Source organism: Solwaraspora sp. WMMD937 (assembly GCF_029581175.1).
In the GTDB taxonomy this organism is placed as follows: domain Bacteria; phylum Actinomycetota; class Actinomycetes; order Mycobacteriales; family Micromonosporaceae; genus Micromonospora_E.
In genome coordinates this window covers 3,866,276-3,885,458 of the sequence record NZ_CP120738.1, presented here as the reverse complement: position 1 = coordinate 3,885,458, position 19,183 = coordinate 3,866,276, and the positions used below count along the sequence as shown (strand labels likewise).

Annotated in this window: 19 protein-coding genes; 6 read left to right on the top strand and 13 right to left on the bottom strand. The window is 68.2% G+C overall.

Translation table 11 applies throughout. The annotated features are described in order from the left end of the window. The first annotated feature begins 662 nt into the window (after positions 1-662). Positions 663-1,991, top strand: a complete 1,329-nt coding sequence (locus O7621_RS17150; RefSeq protein ID WP_282230188.1) for a cellulose binding domain-containing protein — start codon at positions 663-665, stop codon at positions 1,989-1,991. Positions 1,992-2,068: 77 nt separating this feature from the next. Here the strand turns inward: O7621_RS17150 and O7621_RS17145 are convergent, their stop codons facing one another. Further along, positions 2,069-2,398 (bottom strand): hypothetical protein, encoded by a 330-nt coding sequence (locus O7621_RS17145; RefSeq protein ID WP_282230187.1) that lies wholly within the window; start codon positions 2,396-2,398, stop codon positions 2,069-2,071. A gap of 217 nt (positions 2,399-2,615) precedes the next feature. Here O7621_RS17145 and O7621_RS17140 point away from each other — a divergent pair, with 217 nt between their 5' ends. Continuing rightward, positions 2,616-3,263 (top strand): MOSC domain-containing protein, encoded by a 648-nt coding sequence (locus O7621_RS17140; RefSeq protein WP_282230186.1) that lies wholly within the window; start codon positions 2,616-2,618, stop codon positions 3,261-3,263. An 812-nt stretch (positions 3,264-4,075) separates the two neighbouring features. Here O7621_RS17140 and O7621_RS17135 read toward each other — a convergent pair. The 3 genes from O7621_RS17135 to O7621_RS17125 form a co-directional block, all read right to left on the bottom strand. After that, the gene (locus tag O7621_RS17135) at positions 4,076-5,356 is read right to left on the bottom strand and encodes a glycosyltransferase (protein WP_282230185.1); all 1,281 of its coding nucleotides are present in this window, start codon (positions 5,354-5,356) and stop codon (positions 4,076-4,078) included. Beyond that, positions 5,353-5,814, bottom strand: coding sequence for a MarR family transcriptional regulator (locus O7621_RS17130; protein WP_281554248.1), 462 nt, complete (start codon positions 5,812-5,814; stop codon positions 5,353-5,355). Before O7621_RS17130 ends, O7621_RS17135 begins: the two co-directional genes overlap by 4 nt. Positions 5,815-5,958: 144 nt before the next feature. Continuing rightward, a complete protein-coding gene (locus O7621_RS17125; protein ID WP_282230184.1) occupies positions 5,959-6,873 on the bottom strand; it encodes an SDR family NAD(P)-dependent oxidoreductase in 915 nt (304 codons plus the stop codon). Between the two features lie 86 nt (positions 6,874-6,959). Between O7621_RS17125 and O7621_RS17120 the strand changes: the two genes are divergently transcribed. Beyond that, on the top strand, positions 6,960-7,535 hold the full coding sequence (locus O7621_RS17120; RefSeq protein WP_282230183.1) for a TetR/AcrR family transcriptional regulator: 576 nt from the start codon (positions 6,960-6,962) through the stop codon (positions 7,533-7,535). 10 nt (positions 7,536-7,545) lie between these two features. On the opposite strand, the gene O7621_RS17115 is transcribed toward O7621_RS17120, so the two are convergent. From O7621_RS17115 to O7621_RS17095, 5 genes are all read right to left on the bottom strand, one after another. Beyond that, the gene (locus tag O7621_RS17115) at positions 7,546-9,021 is read right to left on the bottom strand and encodes an ATP-binding protein (protein WP_282230182.1); all 1,476 of its coding nucleotides are present in this window, start codon (positions 9,019-9,021) and stop codon (positions 7,546-7,548) included. 153 nt (positions 9,022-9,174) lie between these two features. Then, on the bottom strand, positions 9,175-10,350 hold the full coding sequence (locus O7621_RS17110; protein WP_282230181.1) for a helix-turn-helix domain-containing protein: 1,176 nt from the start codon (positions 10,348-10,350) through the stop codon (positions 9,175-9,177). Then, positions 10,347-10,616, bottom strand: coding sequence for a hypothetical protein (locus O7621_RS17105; RefSeq protein WP_282230180.1), 270 nt, complete (start codon positions 10,614-10,616; stop codon positions 10,347-10,349). The genes O7621_RS17110 and O7621_RS17105 overlap by 4 nt, the downstream gene beginning before the upstream one ends. After that, entirely contained in the window at positions 10,613-10,756 is a 144-nt protein-coding gene (locus O7621_RS17100) for a hypothetical protein (protein WP_281554242.1), read from the bottom strand. The genes O7621_RS17105 and O7621_RS17100 overlap by 4 nt, the downstream gene beginning before the upstream one ends. A gap of 263 nt (positions 10,757-11,019) precedes the next feature. Next, positions 11,020-12,231: a helix-turn-helix transcriptional regulator gene (locus O7621_RS17095; protein ID WP_282230179.1), complete on the bottom strand. Its 1,212-nt coding sequence runs from the start codon at positions 12,229-12,231 to the stop codon at positions 11,020-11,022. A 397-nt stretch (positions 12,232-12,628) separates the two neighbouring features. Here O7621_RS17095 and O7621_RS17090 point away from each other — a divergent pair, with 397 nt between their 5' ends. Both O7621_RS17090 and O7621_RS17085 read left to right on the top strand, forming a co-directional pair. Beyond that, positions 12,629-12,928, top strand: a complete 300-nt coding sequence (locus tag O7621_RS17090) for a transposase family protein (RefSeq protein WP_282230178.1) — start codon at positions 12,629-12,631, stop codon at positions 12,926-12,928. Then, positions 12,925-13,308 (top strand): transposase family protein, encoded by a 384-nt coding sequence (locus O7621_RS17085; RefSeq protein ID WP_282230177.1) that lies wholly within the window; start codon positions 12,925-12,927, stop codon positions 13,306-13,308. Before O7621_RS17090 ends, O7621_RS17085 begins: the two co-directional genes overlap by 4 nt. Positions 13,309-13,494: 186 nt before the next feature. On the opposite strand, the gene O7621_RS17080 is transcribed toward O7621_RS17085, so the two are convergent. The 4 genes from O7621_RS17080 to O7621_RS17065 form a co-directional block, all read right to left on the bottom strand. Beyond that, the gene (locus tag O7621_RS17080; protein ID WP_282230176.1) at positions 13,495-14,406 is read right to left on the bottom strand and encodes a hypothetical protein; all 912 of its coding nucleotides are present in this window, start codon (positions 14,404-14,406) and stop codon (positions 13,495-13,497) included. Positions 14,407-14,764: 358 nt separating this feature from the next. Beyond that, positions 14,765-16,156 (bottom strand): hypothetical protein, encoded by a 1,392-nt coding sequence (locus O7621_RS17075; RefSeq protein WP_282230175.1) that lies wholly within the window; start codon positions 16,154-16,156, stop codon positions 14,765-14,767. Positions 16,157-16,172: 16 nt separating this feature from the next. Then, positions 16,173-16,673, bottom strand: a complete 501-nt coding sequence (locus O7621_RS17070) for a hypothetical protein (RefSeq protein ID WP_282230174.1) — start codon at positions 16,671-16,673, stop codon at positions 16,173-16,175. Further along, positions 16,670-17,668, bottom strand: a complete 999-nt coding sequence (locus O7621_RS17065; protein ID WP_282230173.1) for an AAA family ATPase — start codon at positions 17,666-17,668, stop codon at positions 16,670-16,672. The genes O7621_RS17070 and O7621_RS17065 overlap by 4 nt, the downstream gene beginning before the upstream one ends. Before the next feature lie 250 nt (positions 17,669-17,918). Between O7621_RS17065 and O7621_RS17060 the strand changes: the two genes are divergently transcribed. After that, a complete protein-coding gene (locus O7621_RS17060) occupies positions 17,919-19,178 on the top strand; it encodes a hypothetical protein (RefSeq protein WP_282230172.1) in 1,260 nt (419 codons plus the stop codon). Positions 19,179-19,183: the final 5 nt, after the last annotated feature.

Below are 19,183 nucleotides of genomic sequence, written 5' to 3'. Positions count from 1 at the left end.
ATGTCACCTCTCCGCTGTCAGCCGTCTGGATAATCCTCAACAGGTCTATAACTATGAGGGTGTGTTCTATAACACTAGCAGCTTGGCACAGCGACGCACCCGCAGGCAACTACGAACAGGAGGGCGGGCGCACCGACCACCGCCCGACGATCCGGCAACCGCCAGGAAAGCGCCTCCACCAGGACAGTCGAATCCGTCCAGTACGGACCTCGCCCCCCCCCGGGCGGTCGCTGTTATCGCTAACACCACCTCCGCCCGACGGACCGACCCGATCCGGGGGACGGCCGGTGAGCTAAATCGAATCCGAGATCCCACCCATCGCCGACGGATCCGTCCAGACAACCGCCCCACAGATCATGTCGGAGCAGCCTGCAGCCTTCGGGCGGCTCTCAGGGAAGGCCTTTCCCGACCCCTTCGACCGATCCCGGCCGACACGACTTGACGACCACCGTGTTATCGATAACAATCAATGCCTAGGAGACCTGCGACTCACCGGGCGAGCCGCTGGTCGAGCCCTAGATCGAGTCGTCCGCCCAGGGCATGCCGAGCGCCGAGCCGGGTTACGGCCAACGTCCGAACCGGCGGATACGACCACCGGACACATCGATCGCGTGAGCCGGCATGCGCACCCCACCCTGTGCCATGAATCCAAGGAAGTGGCAATGTCAAAAACTCGATTCTCTTCCGGACCTCTCCTGCTCGCGGCGTTGGTCGCGGTGGCAGCGGCCGGCACGACACTCGGCCGCAGCTTCGACAGCGCACATCTCGACAGCGCCGGCACGACAGTGGGCACCGGCGTGGTGTCGACCACGGATCTCGGCATCGCCGCAGCGAGCGCCGGATGCGGCCGAAACCCGACAATGGGCAACGGCACCCACACGGTCCAGAGCAGCGGCCGCAGCCGCAGCTTCATCCTGCGGCTGCCCGCCAACTACGACAGCGCCCGTCAGTACCGGCTGATCATCGCCTACCACTGGCGCGGGGGCACCGCCAACGAGATCAACTCAGGTGGCAGCAGCGGCGCCGCCTGGGCGTACTACGGCCAGCAGCAACTGTCCAACAACAGCGCGATCCTGGTCGCCCCGCAGGGTATCGACAATGGCTGGGCGAACCCCGGTGGTCAGGACGTCACCTTCTTCGACGACATGGTCCAGCGAATCGAGAGCGACCTCTGCGTGGACACCACCCAGCGCTTCGCCCTCGGCTTCAGCTGGGGCGGTGGGATGAGCTACGCGCTCGCCTGCGCGCGGCCTGACGAGATCCGGGCCGTCGCGGTCATCTCCGGCGGGCTGATCAGCGGGTGCAGCGGTGGCACCCAGCCCGTCGCATACTTCGGACTGCACGGCATCACCGACAACGTCCTACCGATCTCCATGGGGCGGTCACTGCGCGACACGTTCGTCCGCAACAACGGCTGCGCCCAGCAGAGCCCCGGTGAGCCCGCGCAGGGCAGCCGGGCGCACATCACCACCGCCTACCCGGGCTGCCGCTCCGGGTACCCGGTGCAGTGGGCCGCGTACGACAACGGCCACACCCCGGGCCCGGTCGACGGCACCTACACCGAAAGCGGCGTCAACACCTGGACCAAGGGCGAGATCTGGCAGTTCTTTTCCCAGTTCCAGGGCGGCCAACCGAACCCGACCACGCCCCCGCCCGGCCCGACCACGCCCCCGCCCGGCCCGACCACGCCGCCGGGCAACGGTGGCTGCACCGCGACCGTCTCGCTGAACTCCTGGACCGGCGGCTTCGTCGCCACCGTCCGCATCACCGCCGGCTCCGCCGGCACCAACGGGTGGACCGTCACCATGACCCTGCCCGGCGGGGCCAGCGTCACCAACACCTGGAACGCCAGCGCCAGCGGTAGCACCGGCACCGTCCGATTCGCCAACGTCAGTTACAACGGCCGGCTCAACCCCGGCCAGGTCACCGAATTCGGCTTCCAGGGCAACGGCAGCGGATCCGGCATGACCCCCACCTGCACCGCGAACTAGACCACCGCTGGCCCGGCCCCGACCCGTCCCGGGGCCGGGCCAGCGGTCCGTCCAGCGGGGCATGAGGGCGCCAGCGCTCAAGCAGCGAACGCAGCACCTTGATGATCTCCTCGGGTGCTTCCTCTGCCATGAAGTGTCCGGCCCGAGGTGGTGCGGTGCTCCAGGTCGTCGGCCCAGGTACGCCACAGCGCGGCGGCGTCGAACCCGAGTGCGGCAACGCAGTCCTGCTGCACGACGGTGACCGGCTTGACCAGCCGCTTACCGGCCGCCCGGTCGGCCCGGTCGTGTTCGATGTCGATGTCGGCCGAGGCCCGGTAGTCGGCGACGATCGAGGTGACGCCTCGCGCGAGGCCCGCAGGTACTCCGCCCGTGCGTCGGCGGGGATGGCCTGCTGGTCGCGGGTCCACAGGTCGAGGAAGTAACCGAAGAAGGCGTCCGCGCTGGCGCCGATCATCTGCTCGACGAGCTGGGCATCGAGCCGGGCCCGCGACTGCGGCATCTGGAGGCCGATCCTTCGCCGTACCCGATGAGCCGGCTGCCACTGAGCCAGTCGGCATCGATGGACGTCACGGCCGTGCCGTGAATCCTATCGACGGCGTGGGTACGCTCTGCCACACTCCGGACATGGACCACCCCCCGATGGACACCACGGCGCCCCGTCACCTGCCCGCCGCCGAGCTCATCGCCGGGCTCGCGGAGGTGGACCGCTCCCCACGCGGCTCCGGCAGGTTGGACCTCGTGGTCCGCCGGCCAGCCGTCGACGAGCGGGAGCTGCTGGCCGAAGGGACGCTCGACATCACCGACGGGCTGGTCGGCGACAGCTGGGCGCAGCGCGGCAGCTCGAAGACCGGTGACGGCTCGGCACACCCGGACCGGCAGCTCACCGTGATGAACTCCCGGTTCGTCCGGCTGGTCGCCGGCGACGACCCGCAGCACTGGGGGCTGGCCGGTGACCAGCTCTTCGCCGATCTCGACCTGCACACCGACGCGCTGCCCGCCGGCACCCGGCTGGCGGTCGGCGACGAAGCGGTCATCGAGGTGACGGCCGAACTGCACAACGGGTGTGCGAAGTTCGCCAACCGCTACGGGCGGGACGCGCACAAGCTGGTCTGGAGTGAGCAGGGTCGCCAGGCCCGGCTGCGTGGCCTCTACGCCCGCGTCGTGGTCGGTGGCGTCATCCGGCCCGGCGACCAGATCCGCGTACTCGGCACGGCGGCCGACGCCACCGAGGGAACCGCCATGACCCTCAACCCGCCGGTTCAAGGGGCATAGCGGTTCCCTCGTCGTGAGGCGCCGGTCGTCAGCCCGATCGCCGTCGCCAGCCGGGCAACGCCGGCAGTGTCCGGCCCGCACCGGGCAATCTCCACCACGAGGGTACGGGCGGAGGGCCGGCAGCGGATCTCAGCCGGTACGATGCGGTCCGCCTCGACCAACCACCGTCCCCCCGCTTTGAAGTCGCCGGCGGCCGGTCCGAAACTCGCCTGCCGGTACCGGCACATCCGCACGCTGAAACCACTTCCCGAACACGACACCCCCTGAACGAGAGTTGGAAGGGCGGCGACCCGAGGTGACTCATCCAGCTCGCGCAACGACGCCGGCTGGCTGGGCACCACCTCGCCTGGCTGCACTGCTCTCGGCCCGCGAAGCCGACTGCTGGGCACAACTCGGAGACGCAGCCTCGTCACGCAACGCGATGCACCGCGCCTACCACGTCTTCCACCCTGATGTCGGCGACGACGACCCGTAGTGGCTCACGTTCTTCGACACCGCAGAGCTCGCCGCCCGCCGAGCCACCGCCAGCACCTACCTCGGCCGACCCGAGCAGGCCGCCAGTGCGATGCGATCCGCTGTGGATGGATTGGGAATCAAGTTCCAGCGCAACCGCGCCTACTACAGCGTCCGCCTCGGCCTCTTGTTGCTGGTCGAAGGGAACCAGACTGATGCCTGCCAGGTCGTTGCCCCGGCGCTGCCGCTGTTCACGTCCGTCCGCTCCAGCCGACCTGCCTAACTATCGCCCGCATCTCGTAGACCTCTACCGGACGACCTACACCGAGCCGCCCTACTGGGAAACCGAAGAGGGTCGGTCACGCCGCTGCGGCTTCGATCCGCGCGACCGCGCTCGCGACGCCGTCCTCGGTTGTGACCCGCCGCCCCAACCTGGCCGCCGCGTCCCGGACATCGGCGTCGGTGGTGACCTGGCGGATCGCGGCGGCGAGCCGCTGCGCGGTGATCGTCGACTGCGGCACCGGGGCGCTGCCCGCACCGAGCGCCGCCACTCGCCGACCCCAGAAGAACTGGTCCAGGATGAACGGACAGATCACCGAGGGCCGGCCGGCACGCAGCGCGGCGGCGGTGGTGCCGGCACCGCCGTGATGCACCACGGCGGACACCCGGGGGAACAACCAGTCGTGCGGTGCCTGCGTGATGGGCAGGACGTTGCCCGGCAGGCCAGCCGCGTCCAGCCCACCCCAGCCGGTGGCGACGATGCCGCGTACGCCCGCCAGGCGCAGCGCTTCGGCGACGACGCGGGTGAGGCGCTGCGGATCCCGCCCGGCCATGCTGCCGAAGCCGACGTACACCGGTGGGTCGCCGGCGTCGAGGAAGTCGACCAGTTCGGCCGGTGGCTGCCAGCCGGTGGCATCTTCGAGGAACCAGTATCCGGTGAGGTGGGCGTGCCCGGGCCAGTCGGCCGGGCGCGGCAGCACGTGACCGCTGACGGCGTGCAGCACCGGGATCGGCCGCCCGTCGGGCAGCCGGGTGGCCAGGGCGGCACCCCTGCGCCGGGCCAGCCCCAACGTCTCCTGCCGGAAAGTGTTGACCATGCCGTCGTACATCCGGTAGCCGGCACCGACGAGCCGGTAGGTGAGCCGGTTGTACGGGCGGCCGAGCGGCAGCGCCGGCATGCCGATCATCGGGAAGTCGCCGGTCGCCACGGACATCGGTACAGGCACGGCCTGCACCGCCGGCACGCCGAGTTTCTCGGCGACGTGCGGGCCGGCCAGCGCCTTGGGGTGGTAGACGATCACCTGCGGGTCGGCCTGGCGGGCCGCCTGCCAGACATCGGCCAGCAGGCCCCGGTTGATCGGGTTGGCCTGCCGGGCCAGCCGGATGTTGGTCTTGACCGAGCCGAGAAGTCCGGTGGTGTCCTCCATCGCGGCGCGACCCGCCGCCGAGTCGAGCAGTTGCAGGATCTCGTCGCCGAGGTGACCGTACGCCAGGCCGTGATCGGTGACGAAGGACCGGAATCGGGCGCAGGTGGCCAGGGTGACGTCGTGACCGGCCGCCCGCAGCCCGGTGCCGAGCGCCAGGTACGGCTGGACGTCACCGCGGGATCCGACGGTGACGATCAGGACCCGCACCGTCACACGTCCCGTTTGGTCTGGCGCCGGAACTCCTCCATCAGCGCGGGCGTCCGTTCGATCATGAAGGTGTAGAAGTCGCGGGTGTGCCGGAGCCGGTCCGCCTCCGGGGCGTCCGCGTCGCCGACGAGATCGATGCCACGCTGCATCAGGTCGATGAAGGTGCGCATCTTGTCGGTGGGGTCGATCGCCCGGGCGAAGGCGTCCGGGTGCATCTCGTACGCGTGGCCCCGGCCGCTGGTCGGCACCCGGCGCACCATGCCGGACTGCTCCAGCGCCCGCATCCCGGCCGAGACGGATGCCTTGGACAGCCCGACCGCCTCGCACAGTTGCGCGGTGGTCTGGCCCGGCGGGTCGCAGATCAGCAGCCAGCCGAGCAACTTGCCGAACGCCGGGGTGGTGCCCATCTGGGCGAGGGCGACACCGACCTCCTCGGCGTACCGCCGCCCGGCGTCCGGGTCCACGCAACATCTCCTTCGTCGCCGAGAACGCCCCATCATGAGGAACGCCACCATCGAAGAACGCCATCATCACGAATGTTCAGGACTTCCCGAACATCAACCGTAACACAGCGGCTGGTGAGGCGACCCGGACCGGTCCCACCCGACTCAGCGGCGGGCGAGCGCCTGGTCGATCAGTTGCTCGCTGTCGGCCCAGAGCTGCCGTGCCCGGGCGACGTCGTACGACTCGGGTGAGGATGGAGCAATCTTCGGACCCTCCAGGTAGGCGCCAGTGGTGCCGTCGAACCGGGCGTCGGCGACCAGGTCGGCCAGGTGCCGGGCGGAGGCCCGGGAGCTACGCGCGCCGGGCAGTAATGCGCTGATCAGCGGAGCGGCCATCCGAAAGCCGGTCCGGACGAGCGTCGGGTAGTCGCGGGAGAGGCTGGTGTCGGGCATCAGCCCCGGGTCGTACGCGTTGACGCTGATCGGCCGCCCGTCCAGTCGGCGGGCAAGCTCGTAGACGAAGTAGATGTTCGCCAACTTCGAGGTGGAGTAGCGGACCCGGCCCGCCGTCGGGGTCGCGTCGGCGTCGGACGGGTCGGCGAGTTCGCGGGCACTTGTCCAGCGCGGTTCCGGGAAGCCCATGCTCTTCTCCCGCCAGTGGGTGCCGCTGCTGACGATCGCGATCCGGGCCCCGGCGGCCAGGTCATCCAGCAACCCGGTGACGAGCAGGTGGTGACCGAGGTGGTTGGTGGCGAAGGTGAGCTCGTAGCCGTCGACGGACCGGCGTACCCCGTCGATGATCTGAACGCCGGCGTTGCCGACGATGGCGTGCAGCGGCGGACGCTGCCCGGAACGGCGCAGTTCCCCGGCCGCGTCGGCGACCGAGCGCAGGTCGGCCAGGTCGATCCGGAGCGGTTCGAGGCTTGCAGCGGGGGTCCGGCGACGGATCTGCCGGGCCGCCGCTTCTCCCCGGCTTTCCGCCCGGTAGCCGAGCACAACGTGCCAGCCCTGGGCGGCGAGCCGCCCGGCGACGCGCAGTCCGAGGCCGGTGGTTGCCCCGGTGATGACGACGGTCCTCATCAGAATGAATCCTCCATGGGTTGACGCTGTCAACCTGACCCTACGTCTTCCAGGTTGACAGCGTCAACCTGATCTAGGATCAGGCAATGAGCACCCGGGACGACCTGCTCGCAGCGGCGACCGCACTGCTTGACGAGGGCGGCCCCGAGCGGGTCACTCTCCGAGAGGTCGGGCGTCGGGCCGGCGTGTCGCACAACGCGCCGTACAAGCACTTCACCGACAAGCAGGCGCTGTTGGAGGCCGTCGCCATCCAGGAGTTCGACCGGCTCGACCGGCTCATGACGGAGACACCGACGCCACGGGCCGAGGCCGCCGCGCTGCTGCGGCGGGTCCTGCTCGAATACGTACGCTGGGCGCAGCACCACCCCCGTCGGTTCGCGCTGGTCTACGGGTGGTCGATGAACGCCTCTGCGGACCTGCACGAGCGGGCCGGCGCCACCTGGCGGCGACTCGTCGAGCTGACCGCCGAGGCGCAGGCCGCCGCAGCCCTGCCCGCCGGCGACCCGGAACGGGCCGCCGCCCTGGTCCGCGCGCTGGCGCACGGCGCCGCCGACCTGGCCATCACCGGCCACCTGGCAGCCGACGGAAAGGGCCGCGCCAGCGCCGAGGACCTGGTCGAGGACCTGCTCCGGGTGCTGGGTCAGGCCGGACGGTCGAGCTGACGTTCTTCGCTCAGGATCGGTTCGCCGCGTACAAGCGGTCCAGGTCGACGAGCTGAATGCCGGGGTCCGTGGCCGCAACGGCGCGAAGGTCGTCGGCGAAGCCGCCGCCGCTGAACAGCAGCAGCCGGCACCGGTCGGCCCGGACGCTGTCGCGGCCGACCAACAGGCTACGGAGGTGTGCCAGGCGTTTCAGGTGGCTGGTGCCGACGGCCTCCTGCCACTTGGCCTCGCCGATCGCGAGGAGTTCCTCATGGCCCTGCTCGTCGCGGCCGAATACCGCCACGGCCACCTCGTGCTGCGTGCGTGCGGCGGGGTCGTTGACGACACCGGCCGCGACCCGGGTCGGATAACCGCCAAGAACGTCCGGATCGGCCTCCCAGCGGGCCCATTGGCGGCAGATCGTTTCGAAGTGCGGCCCGACGACCTTGCTCAGGAACGTGCGCTGCAGCCGGGGCCAGACCTGCCGGGACCGACCCGCACGCTCCAGGTCGCCCCAGGCCGGGCGCATCACGGCGTGGTAGAAGACGAGCAGCGGCTCGGCGCTCCGGTAGACGCCCCGGTTGCTCCTGAACGCGTCGGTCTCCCGCACGACCAGACCGACGTCCTCCAGCACACCCAGCGGATGGGCCAGGTCGGACGGCTGCCGACCCAGGAAGTTGGCGATCTCCCCACGCCGGGTACGACCGTCCGCGATCGCCGCCAGCACCGAGTGGTACAACGCGGGGTCGCGGATGTCCGGCTCCTCCGCCAACAGGTAGCGGGCCTCCCGGAACAGCGGGCGGGCCGGGTTCAACACGGCACGCACCACCCAGTCGTCGAAATCGTCCGGCCCGGCCGGTGAGTCGTCCTGCGTGAACTCGTGCCGATAGGCGGGGGTGCCGCCGACGATCGCGTTGACCTGTAGGGCGGTGCGTGGGTCGGCGATCCCCCAGAACCGGGCCGCTGCCCGGTAGTCCAGAGTCCGGACCACCAACTCCAGGCCGGCCCGTCCGCGCAGCGGCGCGGCGCCGGACAACAGGTTGCCCATGAACGACAGCGCCGAACCGCACAACAGCAGCCGTACCTGGGTGTTCGACCGCTGTCCCGCCGGGTCGAGCGCCCGCTGGATGATCGAGGGAAGTGCCGGACTGACGCGGGCCAGGAACGGAAACTCGTCGATCACCACCGGCAGTGGCCCGGCAGGGGCGAGTGTCATCGTCCGGGTGACCGCCTCGTCCCAGTCCGCAAACCGCAGCGGCGTCGCCTCACCCAGATAGTCACTGAGCGCCTCACCGTACTGGCGCAGCGCGTCAGCCTCGGACGACCCGGTAGCCGTGAACAGGAACCCGCCAGCCGCCCGTACCAGCGCGTCGAGCAGGAACGTCTTGCCCTGACGACGACGACCGGAGACCACTCCCAGCATGGCCCCGCCCTGCGGCAGGCGCGCGAACCGGACCAGCTCGTCCCACTCGACCTCACGGTCGAAAATCTCCGCCGGCTTCTCCACCGCGCTGGCGACCGAACGTGCGCGTACCGAGGCATGGATCAGCGCTTTCCACCTCGCCGAGGAACGCGGTGACGCAGCCCGCCCGGCTGACGCCGACGAGGGAACCTGCATTGTCGTAGAACTGGCGGGTCGAGGGTCATACAGGTTCCCTCGTCACGAAACGCCGGTCGTCAGCCCGAGCGCCGTCGCCAGCCGGGCGACGCCGGCCGTGTCCGGCCCGCACCGGGCAATCTCAGCCACGACCGTACGGGCGGAGGGCCGGCAGCGGATCTCAGCCGGTGCGACGCGGTCCGCCTCGACGAGCCACCGTCCCGCCGCCGCGAAGTCACCGACGCCGAGGTGTGCCCGCGCGGCATCCACCAGGTACGCCGCCCGATGCTCGGCCGGCAGCCCACGCCATGTCAGCTGCCGGGTGGCAGTCTCGTGCCGGCGTACCGCCTGCCGGGCGTCGCCCGACTCCACGGCCGCCACGACGTGCGCCAGCTCGACGGCCGCCGGGCCGAAGCTCGCAGTACGGTAGTCCAGCCCGTCACCGATTCGGCCAGCGACGTCAGCGGCCCGGCCGAGCAGCTCGTCGACGCTGCGGGTTTCGCCGCAGCCGGCAGCGGCCAACCCGGCCTGCAGCAGCAACGTCCCGTACACCGGGCCGCACTCGACCGATGCCGTCGCGATGCGGTCGGCGGCGGCGACCGTCGTCGTCATCGCCAACCGGTCCTGGCCCAGCCCACGCAGCGCCTGCCCGAGCGGCACCGCCGCCGACCCGGCCAGCACCGGATCACCGCCGGCCACGGCAAGCGCCCGATCGGCCGCCAACCAGGCCAGCTCAGGTTCACCGACCTTGACCAGCACGAGCGCGATGATCCGGTACGAGCGCACCAACAACTCCGCCCCCGGCGCAGGACGGGTGGCGTGCAGCCGCCGGGCGGCGTCCAGCAGCTCCGGTGTCATCCGCAGCAGCCGGGGATAGTCGCCGTGCTGGTACGTCGACCAGGCGTGCTCGACCCGCTGCGTTACCTCGCGTTCCACGGCCGGGCCGCTGTCGGCGGCGGTGAACACCTCGTAGCTGGCCAGCGCCGCCCGGACCGCCGCCACCCCGTCGACCGCCCCGCCATGCTCCGATGGCCGGGCCGGGCCGATCAACTCCGCCGGGTCGACCCGCAGCACCTCGGCGACCTGCCGGATCAACGAGAACCGGTCCAACCGCCGGACACCACGCTCGACCTTCTCCACCCAGCTCTTCGACCGGCCGATCCGGTCGGCGAGCACCTGCTGGGTCATCTGCCGGCGGACCCGCCACAAGGCGACCCGACGCCCGACGGCCACGCTCATCGCCTGCCACCCGCGTCGATCCAGGTCCACGACACGAAGCGTTCGTACAACTCGGCCGGGTCGGTGATCCTGGCCTCCTCGGCGGCGGTCGTCAGCAGGTCGCCGACGTCAATCGACAGCGCCAGCGGCTCACCGACGTACGCCTCCGCCAACTGCGTCCGACCCGGCGGACACGGCCACGGCGTCCCGTCCGGACAGACCGCGCAGCACCACGACGGACGCACCGGCTCGTGCACCGGCCCTTTGCCGGTTCCGGGTGTCCTCATCGCAGGTAGTGCCGGCCGGCGTTACCACCCCGGCGCTGCGCCCGATCGGTACGGGTCGCCGGCCGACGGTCCGGCGGCGGCACCGTACGGTCGGCGTACCGCTGGCGGCCCGGCACCGGATAAACCACATCCACCGGCACGTCCGCACGCTGAAACCACTTCCCGAACACGCTGCCCCCTCAACGAGAGTTGGAAGGGCGGCGACCCGAGGTGGCTCTCCACGTCAACCCCGAGCCGCCGCCCGACAGGCGGGCCCGACGCGCGATAGGCGATCACGGGATGCGACGCCGGGCCCACACAGCAAGCTATGGGCAGCCCGATCTTCCAAGAGGGACGATTCCTACCCCGGGTAGGGCGGGACGCTGAACAGCGCCTCCACAAATCTCTAGTCGGCGATGCGCCGCTACGCGACCAAGCCAACCTTCGATGCGAGGTCACGAGCCTCGTTCCGCATTGTCCGTGGCCCGTCGAGCAGGTCCAGAGTGATCTGGCGGGCGTAGCCGTTGAAGCGAATAGTCTCCGGTGCCGACTCGTACGCCTGCCGAAGGGCCGCCACGGCTGCCTCGTAGTTGCTCCTGCTGTGAGCGCCACGAGCGACCTCGATCAAGTGTCGAGCACGACGCGGCCTTGACGGGATCGCGGCCGGATCGATCCGTCGTGACTGCCGCATTGCCTCGCCGGGCTTCTGCAACTCCACGGCCACCGTCACCGCATGTACGCCCATGATGATCTGGGAGAATGAGGTCTGCGGCTGGTAGAAGCCCTGCGGAAGTCGTTGAGCGACTTGATCGGCACGGTCCCAGTACCGCCACGCACGACCTTCCTCACCGGCGCGCGCGGCGGTGTAGGCAGCCTCGAAGTTCAGTGCTCCCCACAGAGCGAACAGGTTTGGGGTTGACTTGGCTACCTGCGACTCCAACGCCGAGATGACGTCCAGCGTCACTGCCATGGCGGTGTCCCAGTCTCCTGCATCCCGGTGCACCTGACACAGAAACCAACCAGCGCACGCCAATGCTTCGGGATCCCCTGACTCCTGAGCGGCGACCATCGCGCGGTCCGCGACGCGCCACAGGAGTTCCGCCGCCGGCTGGTAGGCCAGGAACATCTGCGCCAGCCCCAGTACCTCTGCCAGCAGCGCCTGTGCCTGCCGACGCTCGTCGCCGTCGTACATCAACGCGGCACGCTGCGCGTCACGCAACAGCTCCGGCAAGAGTGCACCAAGCACCGTGCGGTGATCAGACGCCTGATGGCGTGCCCGCCACGCCGCTGCGAGGCGCTCCCGGAGCCGAGGCAATGGCTGTACCGCGACGTCGTTGGAGAGCGTTGAGCGGTTCACGGCGTCGCGAACCGATGCCAGTGCTGGATGCTCCGGTCCGTTCACCACGGCCGAGTGGTCACCCAGCTCCCCGATGAGCGCGGATACATCAACTTTCAGGACACGGGCGATGCGGTCCAGCATGTGTATGCGCGGCGGCAGGATTCGGTCGGTTTCCACTGCCTTGACCCACTCGGCGCTGCGACCAACGAGGCCGCCGAGCACTGCTCGGGTCTTTCCAGACCGCTCGCGGTAGACCTTCAGACGCTGCCCGAAGGTCAGCCCAGGCATGTGGTCCATCCCGAACCTCCTCATCGTACGGAATCGCGATCGCCGACCCGGATCGCATCTCCTGCCACGGTACCGGCTGTCGCCACGCCAGATAACCCCGCGCACAGTAAGTTTGTTCATCACCAATACCTACAGAGAGCCACGAACGACAAATGTTCCTTCTCAGTTGTATTCGCGGAGGCATCATGCCGAACTTAATGTACAAGGAGGCTTATTCAGCAGGGCCCCGATAGCCCACAGTGGACCCCCCGATAAACGAGACGGCCCGCCCTCCCATAGGATGGAGTTACCACACAACAACCAAAGAAAAGCGGACCGCCGAACATGTATCATACCACCGGCTTCACGACCGATCAGATCCGCGACCTCTGCGTGCTGGTCCGCACCGAATGCCGGAACCCTGGGCATGGAACCGTGGCCACCGATCCTCGGCCTCTACCGCGCCCTCGTGGTCACGTTGACCTACATGCGGCGCAACCGCGTCCAAGCGGAGATCGCCGAGGCGCACGGTGTCTCCCAGTCGACGATCTCCCGGGCGGTCACCGGCATCACCCCGGTCCTCGACCGCGTGCTGGCGGGGTTCGCGCCGACCGCCGACGAGCTCGACCCGACCGTCCAGTACATCGTCGACGGCACTCTGTTCCCCTGCTGGTCATGGCGCACGGACCGCTGTCTGTACTCTGGCAAGCACAAGACACGGGCATGAGCGTCCAGGTCGCCTGCACCCTCGACGGCGCGCTCGCCTGGGTCTCCGATCCTGTCACCGGCAACCACCACGACTCGTACGCGATCAACGACACCGGTGTTCTCGCCAGCCTGAACCCTGGAGACTGGATCGGCGACAAAGGATACGTCGGCAACGGCATGATCACTCCGTACAAGAAGCCCAAGGGCGGCGAGCTCACAGAGTGGCAGAAGGAATACAACAGGCAGGTCAACAAGATCCGCTGGGTCGTCGAACAGGTCATCGCGAACCTGAAGACCTGGAGAATCCTGCACACCGACTACCGCAGACCGCTCGCGACCTTCACAGAAACGATCTCCTGTGCCATCGGGCTGCATTTCTACAGGATCGCCTGTGAATAGACCTCAAGGGAATAGTTCAGCGCTGACCCGCTGCTCGTGCACATCCTTTTCCCGCAGGGCGGTGAGCCGCTCGTCACGCCCGATGAAGGCCGGGTTGCGGATGCGCCTGGCGAAGGCCAGGGGTGATCCATCGCTCGACCTCGACCGAGTCGCCGTCCCCGCCGACGCGTCAAGCGATGCCACTGTCTAGCCGTTCGGCGGCCGCATGCGAACAACTTGACGCAGACGTGCCGACCCAGTGGCATCGGCGACCACAGCGACTTCGTCCAACGCCTGGCTCGCCGCTTTCCGGTCGCCGATCGCCGAATGCACGTCGGCCAATGCGAGCAGGTAGTCACCGGCCCACTCCGCGTTCCGTTGCTCATCTGGGAGGGCAGCAAGACCAGCTGTCAGGTCGGCGATCGCGGCATCGGCGGCATGCCGGTCGACGCCGGAATGGATCGCGTGTACGAGGCCGCGTTCCATTGTCAGGAAGGCAGACGACCGGTAGTAGTGCCACGGCGGCGGGTCGTCGCCGCTGATCTCGAACTCCGCCCCGAGTTGATCAGCTTCTCGGATTGTCTCAGTCGCTGCTTGACGGCCGTCCACGTGCGCCACGGACCGAGCGAGCTGAAGTGTGTCGTAGACCCGCTCACCGATATAGACCTCGGTGCCGCCAGCAAGCGCCGCTCGGGACAGTTCAGCAGCCTCCGTCGGACGCCCGCACAGTTCCGCCAGATGTCCCTGGAAGCTGACCACGAGAGCGGTCAGGTCGACGTCCCCTGCAGCCACTGCCACCGCTTCGGCCTGAGCGAGAACTCGACGGGCTTGCGCGTACCGACCCAGTGTCATCTGCAACCATCCGACCAGTTGGGCGGACTGTGCGGCAAGATGCAGCAGCCTGACCCGGCCAGCCCCGGCGGCGTTGGAAGCCAACTGCTGGACTGCAGTGAGGTGCGCGGCTGCGGCGTCGACGACCGCAGCCGATCCGACGGCATCTTCGAGATGACGGTGTTGGGCCAGATTCACCGCCAGCGCCTCTGCGGCGGCGGCACTGGTGTCGCCGGCTGCGAGACGGGAACGCTGGTCGTCGTCGAGTTGCCCGGCGTCGTCGACCACGAGTTGCGCCAGCCGGCCACTCGCGCCGAGAGCGACGTCGAGGTGCCTGGCGACCTGGATCGTCGGCGTCTTGCGGCCAGCCTCGAGTTCACACAGATAGCTCGACGAGTAGGCGACACGTCGTCCGAGCTCCCGATAGGAGAGATTAGCTCGCTGACGCAGTGCACGCAGCGTGCTCGGCCAGCGTGGATCAACGTCGCGGCTCCCTGGCGGGCGGCGTGGAGGGGCGCGGTCGAACCGAGCGCCACCACGTCCGACCGTGCCCCTCTCCTGGCACTATCCCCTTGCGACACACGGTTCTGCCAGGGAACGACGTCAGCGTAGCGGCATTTGTCCCAAGGGCCAGCGGTGACGTCGGTCAGGCCAGCTCACCGTAATGCCGCAGCAGGCTGTTGACCTTGCGCAGCTTGTCGATGGTGTCGGGCGGTGGCGGGTCCGGGTTGAAGTGCATGACGTCGTTGCGGATATGCCGGATCTCGTGCAGTCGGTCGATGAACGTCCGACGGTCGAGCGGCCAACCCAACGTGCTCCAGACGCTGGTGTCGTCCAGGACCCGCAGGTAGTCACCCATGCTGAGGTCGTCGAAGGAGTTGACCGAACGATTACACAGCTTGCCCACCTGATCGAGGTCGACCCGACGGGTGATGATCCGGCGCAGGCTCCGGTCCAACTCGCCGATCTGAAAAAAGGGCATTGCCATCTCGCCGTACGCCTGCACCACGTCAGCGGTCGTGACGATGCCGGCAACCACGTTGTCCTCGCTGCGGACGAACACGTAGCCGCACCGCTGCAACTCGGGCAGCACGTCGATCAACTCGCGGTCATAGCGTACGGCGACGGCCTCGGGATCGATCGCGTCGGTCAGTTTGGCGTTCGGGTCGGCATGACGGGCGTGCGCTATGGACTGCCAGGTGATCGCGCCCCGAAGGTTGCGTGGTCCGTTGAGCACGGCCAGTTGCGAGTAGCCGTTGAGGAGCATCTTGGTGATGGCCTCGTCGAAGGTGGCGTTGGGCGCGACGTGCTTGAGCCCACCCAATGCGGACGGCAGGTTGCCGACGGTCAGCCCGATCGGGTCGTCGTCCAGGTCGTCTGCGGGCCCTGCCACCGGAACGGGACCTGCTGCCGCAGCCGGTGAGTCGTCTGTGCCGCCGGATGCCACCACCAGCCGTACGGTCGAGTCCAGCGTCACCTTACGGAAGCTCGGCGAGGTGACCAGCCCGTGGTTGGCGAGATCGTCCTCGATCCGGCCGATCTGGTCACCACGATCCTTGGCACCCCACAATGACAGCAGTTCGCGAACTGAGAACTGCTCGGGCTGGTTCTCCTCCGCCCGCTGGCGTGCTTTCCGGAGCCGTTGATGCACCCGCCGGTCGAATCCCTCGACACCTGGCTCATCAGGCGGACCCGCCGCAGCGCGGTCGAGCAGTTCCTGGCGCAATGCGTCCAGCGGGCGCCCGTTCTCCTCGACTGTCCAGGCCAGCCAGCCGTCCACCGCCCGCATCCCGGCGGCGGCCATCGCTGCTCCCGACGGGGAGGAGAACTCCTGGCCGTCGGGAAGCCGGATCCGACCGTTGTCGATGATCTCGGCGTGGTAGATCTCGCCGACCCGCCGACGGACGAACCGTAGCCGCGCACCCGGCCGCAGCAGACCGGCGTGCAGCAGGTCGCTCACCCGCACCCGACGACCACCCAGCAAATAGGTCGTCCGCTGGGTGGTCCCGACACTCGGTTCCCACTGCCTGTCGCTCATACCGTTCATCTGCCCGCTAGCCTCGCCGCAGGTTGGCATGTTTGCCACGACCGCCAACGAGGAGATTGAGGATCCGCTTGGCGACCTCGTCCTTCCTGCCGCTCGACGGGACGTTGAGCGTCTTGGCGACGGCTCGCAACTGGTTCACGCCGAGTTTGAGCGACGCGAGCCGTTCGGTGGCCTCGTCGATCGTCTGGCAGGCGCGAAGCTGCGTCACCACCGCACCGGCGTCGAACGGTTCAGCAGGCACCGTCTGCCTGCGGCTGCGCGGCGGCCGCCGGATAACCTGCGCGGGCGCGGGATCGGCCGCCGAGACGGCGACAGGCTCGACCGATGGCGCGGCGACAGGTACGACGGATGGCGGCTCGGTGGTCGTCGCCGCCACGCCTCCGCTGGGCTCTACCAGCGCCAGGCGGGCACGCCCTTCGACCAGGTCGAGGAGCCGGTCGCTCGGCAACTCGGCGAGGAACGTCGCCATGCTCGCCTGTGCTCGCAGCAGCAGCTCGATGTCCCTCACCGTGCTGCCCCCGTTCCGACAGAGTCGAGGATCTCGGTGGTCAGCTTGCGGAACTCGACGACCACGTCGTCGGTGACCGGCGCACGCAGTACGGCCGGCACGCCGCCTTCCCCTGCGTCGCCGAAGTATCGAGGGCTGTCCCGAATCATGCCGTTTAGCGGCAGAATGTCGCTGTTGAGTCGAACATCTTCCATGTAGTACCGCTGGGCACCGATTGGCTTCTTGGCGTGGAACTTCACCATTGTGAAGACCACCCCGAGATATCTGGTCCGGATAGCCCTGTCACTGTCATTCTTTGCGGCACCGTGATTGACATAGTCGTTGTACTCTGCGACCAGCTCGTCACAGTTACTGGCCAGATACTGGATGCCGAGCGTGGACAGGTAGTCGGGCCTGGCCGGCACCAGGACATGGTCGCTCGCGACAATCGCAGTCTTGGTGACCAGGCCGAAGTTCGGCGCGCAGTCGATGAGGACGAGATCGTACCGCTCGAACTCCTCGTGCCGGAGCGCACGCGCGAGACATCCGTGCAGGTCGAGGAACTTGCGCTTGGACTCACCGAGGGTCGTACCGGCACCGAGCCGCGCAGCCAGTCGCAGGTCGATGTCGATGAGCTTCAGGTGCGAGGAGATCAGGTCGAGTCGACCCCCCGACTCCTCCAGTTCTGCGTTGACCCGAGGCGGCGTAACGATGAGATCCTGCAGCTCGACCTCACGGCCCGGCATCTCCCCCTCGTACCACCGCATGATCGTCGCGTCCTTGCTGAGCTCCTCCCGCCACTGGTCAACGCCGTAGAAAGAAAAGGTAAGGTTCGCTTGCGGATCAAGATCGATCAGTAGCACCTTGTGTCCGCGACTAGCAACATCGGCACCCAGATTTGCCGTCAGTGTCGTCTTGCCGACACCACCTTTGTAGTTCATGATCGCGATGACCTGCACGGAGCACTCCCGTCGATCGACAAGCAGATCCGGCGACAATACCAGGAGTGCCGTCATGAACAAATGGCCGTGAACTCCAGGTAAATTGCCAACTAGTTGTCACATCGACGCCGGCGAGAGGGTTCACCACCCCGTCACTCAACCGCCAGGACAGCGACTGAGCAGGACATTAGAACACGCGTTTGAGGACCAGGTCCGGCCAGACAGCTCCTCGCCGGGAAGACTTCCTCGCAGAACTCAAGGGCCGACGACCCGGCCCTCACACTTTCCGCGCAGGCCACGTTCGATGATCCACAATAGGCCAACCTTGAGTGTTGATGTGATCACTGTGCGCACATATGGTGGAGGCGCTCGCCGAATCCCTTGTCGATGGAGACGATCAATGCGAGGTCACCGCATCGCTGCACCACGCACGTTCGGATCGGGCCAGCTGACCACCGTCCTGACGATCACCGCAGTGCTCGCCGCAGCGCCAGCACCGGCGGCGGCCCACCCACAGGTCGCGGAGGACATCGGGCCCGCCGTGGTCGGGGCAATGGACATCCCAGGTGGTTTCGCCAGTTGGGCCGAGCTGTTCACAATGCAGGACAAGCTCAACGTCGCAGCGGACGCTCTGCGGGCCCTGCGAGGCACAGAGGGCACCGGCTACGCCGGCGTCACCGCCGACCCGGCCGACCGCGCGGTCCACCTCTACTGGAAGGGGTCGGTGCCTGCAGCGGTGCACAGCCTCGCGCGGGATCAACAGGTGCCGGTCCAGATCCGGCCGGCGCGCCATACCGAGGCAGAGCTGTCCGCCCTGGCCTGGAATGCGGTTACCGAAGGCCGATTCACGTCGGCCGCACCGCGAGCAGACGGCAGCGGTCTCGTCGGCGACAGCCGACAGGTGGTTGCGGCCGGTGTGTCCCCAGCCGACGACGAATCCTCGAACAGGATTGCGACAATGCCGCCGTTCGGCGGCGGTTTCCAGTTCCGGAACGTCGATGCGCAACTGAGCTGCACTCTCGGCTTCACCGTCAACTACGGAAGCAACAAGCACATCGTCAGTTCCGGCCAGTGCGGTGATGACGGAGATCAGACGACGGTAAGCTACATGTCACACGGGGACATCTTCGGCACCAACAAGGCCAAGGACCTCCTGCTCGTCGAATCGTGGCAGCCCCAGAACATCATGTACTGGCCTCGCGGCACCGCTGGCCGTCGGGTTCGCGACGCACACGGCAGTCACGTCGGCAACTACGTCTGCACGATGCGTGAGTACGACGAGTTCTGCGACATGCAGGTGCAGGCGACCGGCGAGTACGTCGACATCGGCTATCTGATCGGGCCGCTGGTCCGAGCGGAGAAGTCCGACGGCGGGTGCGTGTTCACCACGGACCGGATCGGCGGCCCTGTCTATACCGTGCGGGAGGACGGCTACTCCGTCAATGCACGCGGCACGCTGAGCGCCGGGATCCTCAACACCGTCTGCCCGATCTACCAGGGCACCGTCGCTGGCTCCAGCGTCATCTGGTACGTCGACATCATGGACAGCCTCGCCGGGTACGGGGCCACCATCGCCACGTCCTGATCATC

Bases quoted from the DNA above. Each gene is read 5' to 3' on its own strand.
- O7621_RS17150 (WP_282230188.1), top strand. From the start codon at position 663: ATGTCAAAAACTCGATTCTCTTCCGGACCTCTCCTGCTCGCGGCGTTG.
- O7621_RS17140 (WP_282230186.1), top strand. From the start codon at position 2,616: ATGGACCACCCCCCGATGGACACCACGGCGCCCCGTCACCTGCCCGCC.
- O7621_RS17125 (WP_282230184.1), bottom strand. From the start codon at position 6,873: ATGAGGACCGTCGTCATCACCGGGGCAACCACCGGCCTCGGACTGCGC.
- O7621_RS17120 (WP_282230183.1), top strand. From the start codon at position 6,960: ATGAGCACCCGGGACGACCTGCTCGCAGCGGCGACCGCACTGCTTGAC.
- O7621_RS17110 (WP_282230181.1), bottom strand. From the start codon at position 10,350: ATGAGCGTGGCCGTCGGGCGTCGGGTCGCCTTGTGGCGGGTCCGCCGG.
- O7621_RS17105 (WP_282230180.1), bottom strand. From the start codon at position 10,616: ATGAGGACACCCGGAACCGGCAAAGGGCCGGTGCACGAGCCGGTGCGT.
- O7621_RS17095 (WP_282230179.1), bottom strand. From the start codon at position 12,231: ATGGACCACATGCCTGGGCTGACCTTCGGGCAGCGTCTGAAGGTCTAC.
- O7621_RS17090 (WP_282230178.1), top strand. From the start codon at position 12,629: ATGGAACCGTGGCCACCGATCCTCGGCCTCTACCGCGCCCTCGTGGTC.
- O7621_RS17085 (WP_282230177.1), top strand. From the start codon at position 12,925: ATGAGCGTCCAGGTCGCCTGCACCCTCGACGGCGCGCTCGCCTGGGTC.
- O7621_RS17075 (WP_282230175.1), bottom strand. From the start codon at position 16,156: ATGAGCGACAGGCAGTGGGAACCGAGTGTCGGGACCACCCAGCGGACG.
- O7621_RS17065 (WP_282230173.1), bottom strand. From the start codon at position 17,668: ATGACGGCACTCCTGGTATTGTCGCCGGATCTGCTTGTCGATCGACGG.